This window comes from Corynebacterium sp. ZY180755, from assembly GCF_054331495.1.
Genome location: NZ_CM135811.1, coordinates 1,451,685 through 1,463,865 on the forward strand (window position 1 = coordinate 1,451,685; position 12,181 = coordinate 1,463,865).

At 52.3% G+C, this 12,181-nt stretch carries 10 protein-coding genes; 3 read left to right on the forward strand and 7 right to left on the reverse strand.

All coding sequences use genetic code 11. From position 1 onward, the window contains the following. Positions 1–11: 11 nt before the first annotated feature. Positions 12–656, reverse strand: a complete 645-nt coding sequence (locus ACXM2N_RS06675; RefSeq protein WP_458487120.1) for an MBL fold metallo-hydrolase — start codon at positions 654–656, stop codon at positions 12–14. Positions 657–726: 70 nt separating this feature from the next. Beyond that, positions 727–1,221, reverse strand: coding sequence for a thiol peroxidase (tpx, locus tag ACXM2N_RS06680; RefSeq protein ID WP_458487122.1), 495 nt, complete (start codon positions 1,219–1,221; stop codon positions 727–729). 212 nt (positions 1,222–1,433) lie between these two features. Between tpx and ACXM2N_RS06685 the strand changes: the two genes are divergently transcribed. The 3 genes from ACXM2N_RS06685 (at position 1,434) to ACXM2N_RS06695 (ending at position 2,976) form a co-directional block, all read left to right on the forward strand. Beyond that, positions 1,434–2,273, forward strand: coding sequence for a peptidylprolyl isomerase (locus ACXM2N_RS06685; RefSeq protein WP_458487124.1), 840 nt, complete (start codon positions 1,434–1,436; stop codon positions 2,271–2,273). Between the two features lie 105 nt (positions 2,274–2,378). Next, the gene (locus ACXM2N_RS06690) at positions 2,379–2,564 is read left to right on the forward strand and encodes a hypothetical protein (RefSeq protein ID WP_458487126.1); all 186 of its coding nucleotides are present in this window, start codon (positions 2,379–2,381) and stop codon (positions 2,562–2,564) included. Positions 2,565–2,610: 46 nt separating this feature from the next. Next, positions 2,611–2,976 (forward strand): hypothetical protein, encoded by a 366-nt coding sequence (locus ACXM2N_RS06695; protein ID WP_458487128.1) that lies wholly within the window; start codon positions 2,611–2,613, stop codon positions 2,974–2,976. Between the two features lie 907 nt (positions 2,977–3,883). Here the strand turns inward: ACXM2N_RS06695 and ACXM2N_RS06700 are convergent. The 5 genes from ACXM2N_RS06700 to secD form a co-directional block, all read right to left on the reverse strand. Beyond that, positions 3,884–6,166, reverse strand: coding sequence for a RelA/SpoT family protein (locus ACXM2N_RS06700; RefSeq protein WP_458487130.1), 2,283 nt, complete (start codon positions 6,164–6,166; stop codon positions 3,884–3,886). Positions 6,167–6,513: 347 nt separating this feature from the next. After that, on the reverse strand, positions 6,514–7,104 hold the full coding sequence (locus ACXM2N_RS06705) for an adenine phosphoribosyltransferase (RefSeq protein ID WP_458487132.1): 591 nt from the start codon (positions 7,102–7,104) through the stop codon (positions 6,514–6,516). A 142-nt stretch (positions 7,105–7,246) separates the two neighbouring features. Then, a complete protein-coding gene (locus ACXM2N_RS06710) occupies positions 7,247–8,875 on the reverse strand; it encodes an ABC transporter substrate-binding protein (protein WP_458487134.1) in 1,629 nt (542 codons plus the stop codon). Between the two features lie 242 nt (positions 8,876–9,117). Next, a complete protein-coding gene (secF, locus tag ACXM2N_RS06715; RefSeq protein ID WP_458487136.1) occupies positions 9,118–10,311 on the reverse strand; it encodes a protein translocase subunit SecF in 1,194 nt (397 codons plus the stop codon). A 2-nt stretch (positions 10,312–10,313) separates the two neighbouring features. Further along, complete coding sequence (gene secD, locus ACXM2N_RS06720) at positions 10,314–12,140, reverse strand: protein translocase subunit SecD (protein ID WP_458487138.1); 1,827 nt, start codon at positions 12,138–12,140, stop codon at positions 10,314–10,316. Between the last annotated feature and the right edge of the window lie 41 nt (positions 12,141–12,181).

A 12,181-nucleotide genomic window follows, 5' to 3' on the forward strand; every position in this document is an offset into this window, starting at 1 on the left:
ACCCAACGCAACTAGTTTCGCGCAGCCTGTAGCAAGTACGGGTTGGTCGTACGCTCTGCACGCATGGAAGTGGTAGGACCGTGGCCCGGGAGCAGCATGAGTGTATCGTCCAATTCCAACACCACATTCGTCAACGTCGCATTCATATCACTTGGCGACGACTGCGGCAGGTCCGTTCGGCCGATGGATCCTTTAAACACCACATCGCCCACGAAGCAGTACTCCTGCCCTACCAGCAGGACGCTCCCCGGCGAGTGGCCGGGAGCATGCCTGATTTCAAACTCTTGACCAGCCATGGTGACACAGTCACCGTCACCATAAAACCGAAGGTCCCCGATTGGAGTCATGTTGAAGGCGTCGAAAAGCACCTGTGACTCTGCGGACACCCCTGCGCCGTCTTTAAGCATGAAAGCATCTGATTGGTGAATGAACACGGGCACATGGTGCTGAGCCGCCAACGTACCCGCGTCACGCGTATGGTCGATGTGACCATGCGTAAGAATAATCTGATCCAGCTCTAGATCGTTTTCCACTAAGTATCCATTGATGGCCTCAGCTGTATGCATACCTGGATCCACCACGGTCACGTGTTTTCCTTCTACAACGAGGTAACAATTGGTTTGATACGGCCCAGCCGCAAAACCCATTATCTCCATGTCCGTCCCCTTTTCCTTTGCATATAAAAAAGGGCCGAGTCCTGTCAGGACCCAGCCAACTCATGAGCTACTACTGCGCGGCTTCTATAGCTGCCTTGTAGTCAGGCTCTGTACCAATCTCATCAACAAGCTGGGTGTAGGTGACCACGTGGTTCTCATCGGCAACAATGACAGCACGTGCAAGCAAACCTTCTAGTGGGCAATCATCCTGCAGCTTGAGCCCGAAGTCTACATCGGAGCGGAAAGCAGAGGCGGTGGTTACGTTCTCAATGCCCTCAGCACCGCAGAAACGGTCGAGTGCGAAAGGAAGGTCCTTGGATACGCATACTACGGCAGTGTTTTCCAGCGCAGAAGCTTCTTCGTTGAACTGGCGAACGGAGTTCTGACATACACCGGTATCGATAGATGGGAAGATGTTCAAAACAACGCGCTTGCCATCGAAATCGGAGAGCTTGACGTCTGACAGGTCGGTACCAACGAAGGTGAAATCTGGGAGTTTTTCTCCTACGGCTGGCAGATCACCGGAAGTGGTTGCAGGGTTACCTTTAAAATTCGTTTTAGCCATACTCACCACCATAGGTGCCTATGGACAGCTTTCGCCACAATTTTTCTCTGCTTCACGTGGAGAATGCCGCTATCTTGGCTAGGCCACTGCTAATTCATTGCTGAGGTAGATTTCACGCTAGAATGTGGCGGATTAGTAAACATGGCGAGCGTTCATCCCTTTTGTGTGAATTCTTGCGCAGCGAAAGATTGCCAGTTAGGTGGATATTTAAGGTGAGCACGAACGAACAGCGTCGCAAAGACGCTATGAACTCCCTAGAGAAGGAAATCAAATCCCGCGAACGCGCAGAGAAAAGGAAGCCAATGACCGTCGCAGCAGCTGCGGCTGCGGCTATCGCTGTCATGGTTGGTGGCATCGTGTACGCCACCAACCAGGGCGAAGATCAGGAAGATGTTGTTGCTTCTGAGACCACTAATGTCGAGGAAGTCACCCAAGAGCCGTTGTCCCTGCAGCGTGCTACCCCATTGGCCAAGACGGTTGAGTGCACTTATGAAGATGCTGGCGAGGCAGCTAAGGAAGTGTCAAAGCCTAAGACTTCCGATATCTCCACCGAAGGTACTGTGAGCGTAACCCTAGAAACCAACAGGGGTGATATTCCGCTTGAACTAGACCGCGCGGTTGCTCCTTGTACCACCAACGCAATTGAGCACTTTGTTGCTGAGGGCTACTACGACGACACCGTCTGCCACCGCCTGACCAACCAAGGAATTTTCGTTCTGCAGTGCGGTGATCCTTCCGGCACCGGCGCTGGCGGCCCCGGCTTTCAATTTGCCAATGAATACCCAACTGATGAGAACCCTGACGCGCAACAGCCAGTTGTGTACCCACGTGGCACCATTGCGATGGCCAACGCCGGTGCGGACACAAACGGCTCCCAGTTCTTCTTGAACTACCAGGACACCCCACTGCCACCGGCTTACACCTACTTTGGCAAGATCAACGACAAGGGCTTGGAAGTCCTTGATGAGATCGCGGCTGCAGGTATCGAGGGAAGCGCATCGGACGGCGCTCCTGCGGAGGAAGTAAAGATTGAAAAGGCTGTAGTTAACTAACTCCAACAGTCGACTCACAAGCTCTGGTGACACAAGTTGTCACCAGAGCTTATTTTTATCTTCCATTGGACACCTCGATTACCCACTGAGTTCCACCACTCCTGAATGAGTAAGCATTATTTCCAGCATCCGCATCAAAAACCAGCCCACTATCTTAAGAATTTCTTACACAAACAAACTGTTTTTGAGGCAAATTTTTCAATTAACGATCGTGTGCGCATTCACCGCATTCCAGCAGGTTATGTGAAAATTAGTCGTGAACTAGTTGATTGTGTAAATGGTGAAATTTAACTAGTATTAGCAAAGTATTTCACTCATCGTTTTGAAGGATAAGACAATGAAGCTTTTCCCACGCAAGGGTCTCATCGCAGTTGTTACCGCCACCGCGCTAACCGCAGGTTCTCTCACAACTCCAGCTTTGGCCCAGACTGAAAACGAGTCTGTTACCACATCCGCTGCAGAAACTACCGCGGCCCAGGCTCCAGCAACCACCACCGAAGCTCCGGCAACCGCCACCGAGACTCCGGCAACCAAGACGCCCCAGGCTGACAATGCCAGCGGTTCATCCTCTGAATCAGAGGGTAAGGATGCTGCCTCGGTCCTTAAAGAGATCACCGAGTGGGTTGCACTCGTCTCATCTATCGTTACCATTTTGGGCACCGTAGTTGCTCTAGTGGGTAAGATCCAAGATCTGTTCAAATAAGACTACCTTCCCTAGGTTTTTAGCATCCTGGCGAAACCAACTGCACGTGCACCTTTCTTACAGGTGACTAAAACTCGTCAACACTAGTATTGGTGTGGATCTGCACGCTGGCGATCTCCCAATGTAAAAACGCTAAAACTTCAATAAATGGCCACGCTGTGCGTGGTCATTCTTTTTTGTTCTCCCGACTTCAGGACTGGCATAAAGGTCGAATAAGACGGCTTAGGTGGCCAAATGCGTGTCCCCACAGCGTGTTTCGGTGAGCAGGGGCCGGAAAGACGTTGTACTGCTTGGCCATGTGTAAAAGCACGCGCAGTAGGGCGAAGTTTACCAATGATGTACCAGCGCTAGACACGCAGCGTTGAATGATCTGCACTATCAGAGATCACCGCGCCGTTCGAAGCCCCAAGTAAGTAACCCGGGCCGCAGCGACTGCCAGCCGTCCTGTTTGAGGTAAAAAGGCAGCCGATAGAAAACAAACCGTCAACCACATGGCGGTAGCCTACCTCGCCCGTTTTTGACGAATATCCCCACGATACAAGCCCACATTCAAACAACGTCACGTACTCAATGGAAACGTATCCCATCTCAGATACTTACTGCAGACTGACCTAGAGCTTATGAATGGGCGATTCCAGTAAATTGTTCTGGCGTAATGCTGTCGCGTCGGTATTGACAAACACCGTTAATGATACGTTCTGGGAAAACAAAAACTCGTGTCAGAAATAACGTAATGAGTTTACTAGCGCAGTCTATTCCCAGCATTAATGTACGGAACCGCCGTATGCCGGGTACCAACACAAGGTGTGCTAGTGGGTACCACGTAACCCGGCGGCCTAATCGGCGTGGACGCTAACAGGCGCCATGACCTCAACTCGGTGAGGTCATGGCGCCTCGTCGTTAAGCTTTAGCCACCGGACGTGACACGGTAGACATCAAAGACGCCTTCGGTATTTCGCAATTGAGTCATGAGAGAGCCAAGCTGCTTCGTGTCAGATACTGAGAAAGTGAAGCGGACTGTGGCAACGTGATCCTCACTGGCGTGGGAGTTCATAGCTGTGACTTGTACACGCTGCTCATTGATAACGCGGGTCAACTCCATGAGGAGGCCATCACGATCAAGGGCTTCGAGTTGCAAGGTAGCGGCGAAGACAGAACCCCCGGCCTCACTCGCCCAAGCGACGGAGATGAGACGCTCCGGCTCCTGCTTAAGTTTCTCCGCGTTGGTGCAGTCCGTGCGGTGAACGGAAACACCGCCGCCTCGAGTTACAAAACCAAAGATCTCATCGCCTGGCACCGGCATGCAGCACTTAGCTAGCTTCGCCATCACATCAGGGCTACCTTCAACCAGGACCCCATTAGCGTCACCAGAGTTAGAAATTGGCTTGGCGCTTACCAGCTCACTAAACGGCGTGCGCGATACCAGATCGTCTTCAGCCTCATCTGCATCGCCGAAAGCAGCCATCAGTCTATTGGCCACGTGGGAAGCAGAAACACTGCCTGAACCAATTGCAGTGTACAGCGCATCAATGTCCGGATAGTGAAGCTCAGTAGCTACGGACTTCATCGACGAAGCAGTAAACAACCTATGCATTGGAAGGCCGCCACGCTGCACCTCAGCAGCTAGCGCATCACGACCGGCGTCGAGGTACTCCTCACGGCGCTCCTTAGCAAACCACTGGCGAATCTTCGCCTTAGCTCGCGGCGAGACCACAAAATCCTGCCAGTCGCGCGAAGGGCCGGCGTTAGGGTCCTTGGAGGTGAAGATCTCAATACGATCGCCCGACTTCAGCTTTGTCTCTAGAGCAACCAGCTTCCCGTTCACTTTCGCGCCAATACAGCGGTTACCTACTTCAGTATGAACCGAGTACGCAAAGTCCACCGGCGTCGAGTTAACCGGTAGGTTCACCACATCCCCCTTCGGGGTGAACACGAAGATCTGCTTGGACGTTAAATCGTAGCGCAAGGAATCCAAGAATTCGTTCGGATCCGCTGCTTCCTTTTGCCAGTCTAGGAGCTGCCGCATCCAAGCCATCTGATCAATCTCGGCTTGCTCACCGGAGTTGTTGCCCTTAGTCTCCTTGTAGCGCCAGTGTGCCGCGATGCCGAATTCAGCGTTGTAGTGCATCTCATGAGTTCGCACTTGAACTTCAAGAGGCTTTCCACCGTCCGTCATCACCGTAGTGTGCAAAGACTGGTATACACCGAACTTAGGGCTGGATATATAGTCCTTGAAGCGCCCTGGCATTGCCGAAAAGATCGAATGCACAACACCAATCGCTGCGTAACAATTGGTTGGAGTATCTACCAAAACTCTGATTCCAATGAGGTCAAAGATCTCAGCAAAATCCTTACCTCTAACAATCATCTTCTGGTAGATGGACCAGTAGTGCTTTGGGCGTCCCATGACCTGAGCATCAATGTGGACCTCCTTGAGTGCATTCTGGAGCTGAGTCGTGATCTCGCGTAGGTAGCGATCACGCGAAGGCGCTCGGTCTGCTACCAAGCGAACAATTTCCTGATACTTCTTCGGGTACAAAATGGCGAAGGAGAGATCTTCCAGCTCCCACTTCACACTTGCCATACCAAGACGGTGAGCTAGTGGCGCAATAACTTCGAGAGTCTGCTTAGCCTTCTTAGCTTGCTTCTCCGGCGGGAGGAATCGCATGGTGCGCATGTTGTGCAATCGGTCAGCGACTTTAATGACCAGAACGCGCGGATCCTGGCTCATGGCCACAATCATCTTCCGGATTGTTTCCGCCTCTGCAGCTGCGCCGAGTGCAACCTTGTCCAACTTGGTCACGCCGTCAACAAGGCGCGCAACTTCCTCACCAAAATCACGCGTGAGATCGTCTAAAGAGTAGTCAGTATCCTCCACCGTGTCATGCAGCAGCGCCGCGATCAACGTGGTGGTGTCCATACCAATCTCAGCGGCAATGGTAGCAACCGCCAATGGGTGCGTAATGTATGGGTCCCCAGATTTGCGATACACACCTTCGTGCAACCGTTCAGCAGTAGCGTAAGCGCGCTCCAAGACTACTGGATCAGCTTTTGGATGGAACTCTCGATGAATGCTAAGCAGTGGCTCCAGCACCGGGTTGATCTTCACGCGGTTGCTTGTCAGACTGCGGGCAAGGCGTGCCGACATGCTCCGCATTGGATTGTTTTGTTTAGTCTTATCCTGCGGCATAGTCGGCTCCTCAAAAAGTAAACGTGCTGTATCGAAGTACATACACGTATCGTGTATCCACCACTTCACAGCACCCAGTTCGCTACGTAATGAATGCGATGATGTAAGCATCAGCTTCTGCCGCTTCTATAATACGGACGTATCAACCAAAAAAGCGACTTAGATCACTTAGATGACTAAAACAGCCCGTGACGTACGGAAAAGCAAACGCTGATCACATTCCGAATAACTAGATTTTAGTCCGTCTCGCATACGCTTTAGCGAGCATCACCTATTGTCTCCATCACACAGAGCAAGGCTCCCCACCAAGCATGCAAGCTGTGGGGAGCCTCAAGAAGATCTCTTGCCTAATTAGTCTCGATGACGGATGGCGCGTTAACCACAAACACCTCAGCATCCGAGAGTTTATCCCGGCCTTTTAGGCCCTCAACTTCAAGTACTACGGCATAGCCGGAAACCTGCCCGCCACAATTCTCAATAAGCTTGCGGGCGGCTAAAAGCGTGCCTCCAGTAGCCAACACGTCGTCGACCAGAACGACCTTTTTACCCTCAAGCTCTAAGCAGTCAGCTGGGAGCTCTAAAGCAGCGGTTCCGTACTCCAAGGTGTACTCCTGCGTATGAACAGGAGGTGGAAGCTTACCTTTTTTGCGAATCGCGAGAATGCCGGTCCCCAGTTTGTATGCAACTGCAGAGCCAAGGAGGAATCCGCGAGCGTCCAATCCACCGATCATGTCAGCACCCATACGCTGCGCAGCATCAGCTAAAGCATCCACGACACGAGCGAAAGCATCGCCATCTGCCAACACGGGAGTGAGGTCCTCAAAAAGAATGCCCTTCTCAGGGAAATCTGGTACCAGACGAGTCTTAGCTGCCAGTGCAGCTCGGGCATCCTCAAAATAACGCGTGCTGGATGTCTCTGAAGCTGGGTGTGTACTCATGTGTAGTGAAAGTCTTTCAAACAGTTGGTCAATAAGCTTTACAAAGCTTTATTGTCAACGGGCTAAGTTCCATGCAATAGAGTACCGGTTTAAGGGTAAATCGCGCTAAAAAGCGTCCGGTACTCCCCCGTTAGGGAAACCTCTAGGATTCAGACTCGCCAGAACTTGCGTACTCCCAACGGTCAAGGTTCCATCCAATACCTGTGAAATCGGAGTTCGGAATGACGTTTCCAACGTTCCTGTCCACAACGAAGATGCGCGGTTGCGTTGCTAACGGAACTGTAAACAAATCCACCCACGATTGACGTTCCGATGCGCGGATTTCCTCACCATTAGTAGATTGCGGTGCCACGGTTCCGAAGTCATAGAGGGGATCAACTGCACCAAGGAAGGCATCGATGGATCCTTCCTTGTAGGTTTCATAACCCCATTCTGTGACACTAGTGCTGGAAAGATCGCCAATGCTGGAGGCAGTCTCAGATGCATCCACGATGGTAATGCCCACTGGTTCACAGCTGGCCTTGATAGCTTCAACCATCTTGCCCTTTCGCGCATCAGGGCCGGAGTAGCCGATACGCACAGTCTGTCCTGCCATCAAGGCTGCATCGCTCGGACGCGGTGGCAATTGCCTACGTGCGACATCTGCGACCCTCTGGGCTATCGGATCGCCGTGACGCAGGATTCGAGTGGCGATTGGGCGAACCTCAGTCCCCGACGCTTCCGCTGAGGCCTCCGCGACTTTGGCTTGATCTACACAAGCCGCAAATGCCCTACGGTTTGCAGAATCGTAGAACACACCCGCGGTGGCAAGCTTTAAGTGTTCAGTAAGTACTCCCTGCTCATTAATGATGTCAAAAACGTTGTTGGGATCGTTGCGATCGAACCAATCCACATCGTTCATGGATCCGACCTCCACTATGTGGAGTTCGCCGCTATCTTTTAACTCTTTCAAATCTGTTCCACGCGGCCACACAGCAATCCGCTCTACGGTAGCCGGAGCACCCCAATAGTTCTCATTGCGTTCCATCATTACTTGGCCCTTGTCACCAACCCCAGTGACCTTGTAAGGACCGGAAGAAACTTGGAGATCTGGATCGAACTTGTCCAGGTTGAAACCATCCCGCCATACGTTAGCCACCGGTTCCAGCGCAGCTTCGTCGCGGTTCTGCAAAGCGTTATTTAGCTGCTCCATGGACATACCAACCTTTTTCGCAATCGGATGAGCCGGCAACAAGGTGCCGGGGCTAAAGAGGTGGCGCCATCGCTGGCCGAAGCCTTCCTTGAAAACGACGGTAGCTTGAGCAGAATTTGGCCGGCACTCAACACGTTCTACTTGATCCATCAACGGCAGATAGGAATTAAAAACGGTCGGCATCACGCCAGCAGTGAAAGCCAAGAGGAAAGAATCACACGTGATCAATGCGCCATCGGAGTATTTGGCCTCGGGCGAAATCTTATAAATAACGCGAGTGTTAGCACCTGGCAGCACTTGAGTGGAGACGAAATCGGAGTTGGGAATTAACTGGCCTTTAGGCCCAGTTACGTGGGACGATGGATACAAGCGACCGGACAGAACCTGTGCGTTCGTCGAGGCGCCAACTGCAGAGCCAGCATTCGTGGTGACGAGTACATCGTCAACAGCGTAACCGAAGTACCCCTCTGATCGCTCGACGGTTTCGCCTTGCTGCGAGGAACACGCGCTAACTAACAACGCTGATGACACCACCGCAGAAACAATTTTGCCCCAAGAACTGCGACCTCGTCGCGCCACGGAGTTCCTTTTAGCAGTGGAACCTAAATTATTCACGTCGAAGCTTCTCATTCCAATTTGATCAGTGTTACTTGCTGGCAATTGATCGTGTGATCAAGCTAGTAATTACGTCAAAGTATATAAGCAAGAACCAAATGGTAGCACATCAGTTAACAACCTTGCCGATAATAGCGATCTCCCCGCGGTTTCAAGGAAACGGCGGGGAGAAGTCTAAGTGAACTATGGGTCCAAGACCTAGAGGGTTAGTTTCGTCCAGGTCGCCATGTTGCACCCGTGGAATTTTGGCCATGGGCAGAAACTCTTGGCGATTCAACGGTTCGCTTGTCACCTGATGCGACCACGGTTTCCTTAGCTACACCGTTATCAACGGCAGTAGCTTCGTTCTCCGTGGTGCCCGCAGGACTTGCCCCATCGGCTGCTCCACCGCGGTAGGCGTCCACCTGATCATTGTGCTTCTTAGTTTCCTTGGTGCGGTTTTTGAGGTCTACCAAGAACGGAGTAGCCAAGAATACTGACGAAAGAATGCCCTCGATCACACCGACCAACTGAATGAGTGCCAAGTCTTTCAGCGTACCCACACCCATCAGCCATACGGCAATTACTATCAGCGCAATGATAGGTAGCGCTGAGATTACCGATGTAGAGATGGAACGCATGACAGTTTGATTGATGGCATCATTGGCGTGTTCTTCGAACTTCACCGTCCTATTGGAAAGGTATCCATCCGTATTCTCCCGGACCTTATCGAACACAATCACGGAGTCATATAGAGAGAACGCCAAAACAGTGAGCATACCGATCACAGTTGCAGGCGTTACCTCGAAACCGAAGATCGCGTAGAAGCCCGCAATCAGAATGAGGTCGACCAAAAGCGCGGCCATGGCGGCAACAGCCATCGTGCGCTGAAGGCGAAGAGCAATGTAGACGAATACAGCAACTAGGAAGACTACCAAGGAGATGAGCATACGCTCGGTAATAGTAGAACCCCATGACTCAGACACCGTGGAATCACCAATTGCGTCAGGAGTAGCGTTTCCTGCTGCATCCTTGGGCTCGTACTCCTCGTAAAGGGACGCGCGCGCATCACTGATCTGCTGATCAGTCAGGCGCTCAGAATTGATTTCCAGGATACGGGTATCACCAGAGCCGACAATCTGAACCAGTTCAGGCTCTACGCCAGTGGCCTCGATGAAGGTTTGCTCCACTTGCTCTGTTTGAAGGTCCGCAGCCGGCATGTTCATCTTGGTTCCACCGACGAAATCGATGCCAAGGCTGAAACCGCGCAGGACAATGCCCAGCAACGAAGCCACAATAAGAGCGGCAGTGATGCTGTACCAGATCTTGCGCTTCCCAACGAAGTCCAAGCCACCTTCTCCAGTAAGCAGCTTCGTGCCTAAGGAACTCTTAGCGGTAGTAGCGGGAGTAGACGTGCTCATCGTTACTTACCTCCTTCAATGGGTGATGGATCCTCTGCGGAAACTTTGGCAACTGCAGATCGCTCTCGCTGAGCAATGTCAAAGACCTTACCCATGCCGTTGGCGGATGGCTTGGCGGTCCACGGCTTGCGGGAAGCAAGGATAACCAATGGTGCAGTGAGCAAGAAGGTTACCAAAAGGTCGAATACGGTGGTCAAACCAAGCGTGAAGGCGAAGCCCTTAACCTCACCCACGGCGAGGAAGTAAATAATCACTGAGGCAATCAGGGTCACAGCGTTACCGGTAACAATGGTCGCCTTAGCACGATCCCAACCGCGAGGCACCGCAGAACGGAAAGTTCGGCCTTCACGAACTTCATCCTTAATTCGCTCATAAAGGACCACGAAGGAGTCGGCAGTCGCACCGATACCGATTACCAAACCGGCGATACCCGCGAGATCCAACGAATAACCAATCCAACGTCCGAGGAGAACGAGGGAACCGTACACCAGGACGAAAGAAAGGATCAGAGATGCAAGTGAGATGAAACCAAAGTAACGGTAGAAGAACAGGGAGTAAATAGCGATGGCAACCAGACCAACCAATCCAGCAATTAAACCAGCTTCAAGGGAAGCAACGCCCAAGGACGCTGGAACGGTGGTTGTAGTACCGCCGGACTCGCCGTTCTCGCCTGCGAAGCTCAGAGGCAGCGCACCATAGCGCAGGTTGTTAGCCAGCTCATTCGCCTCCTCTTGGGTGAACGAACCGGTGATAGCCGTAGCAGAGCCAACTGGAGTTGCTCCCTGGATTACTGGAGCTGAAATGATCTGCGAGTCAAGGGTAATTGCAACCTGCTGCTGGAGGTAATCCTGCGTTAGCTTCGCCCAAGTGGCACTGCCCTGCTCGCCGCCCTCAGATTTGAATGAGAAAGAGATCTCCATCTGAGAGGTTTGTGGGTTCATGCCGCCCTGAATCGGACGGTTGGTGTCAATTTCGTCGCCAGTCAGTCGCTTACCATTTTCCTCATCAGTTTCTCCGATGAGTAGTGGTGATGGGTCCAGTACATAAGGGGCACCGCTAGTGGTGTCACAGGTAACCAGTGGCAGACGCGGATCATCCGTGCCCTGCAGTGGATCCGGTTGGCCGGAAGTACATTGCAACAGGCTGGAAGCTGCGAACTGCTTAATTGGATCTGTAGACTGTCGATCTTCCTTGAGGACGTCAATCACCGCATTGCGGCGCTCTTCTTGCTCAAGTGAGTTCGCAGGCTCGGATGGCGCCTTCGCTGTAACGGTAGGTGCCTTCTTTTCCTCTGCTTCGGGATCAGCCTGCTGTGCTTGCTGATTCAATGCAGTGGTTACTCCGTTAAGTGACTGGTTAGCAGCCTCCGGAGTAAGAGCACCTACTTCTACCCAACGGTTAGCCATTTCCTTGACAGCAGGTAGAAGTACCGCAGCATCCGGCGTCTGTGGCTGAGCTACGGGACGGAACAGCAGCTGCGAGGTAGCACCCAATGCACGTGCCTGCTGTGTATCCTCACCAGGCACGGTAATCACCAGGGTGTCACCATCAACTACGACCTCGGCGCCAGAAACACCTAGGCCGTTGACACGGTTTTCAAGAATGTTTCGAGCTTGAGTGAGCTGATCTTCAGTTGGTTGTTCACCTTGAGGAACCAAGGTAACGCGGGTACCGCCTTGAAGATCAATGCCAAGCTTCGGGGTCGCAGATTTGTCACCGGTCAAGAAGATGAGTCCGTACACGATGATCAAGATCAAGGCGAAAAGACCAACAGCCTTCTTTGGCTTTGACTGCCACTGCGAACCCTTGCCACGCGTTTTCGAAGGCATTGGAGTTCTCCTGTATAGATATTCACTTCCCCCAGCCAAGA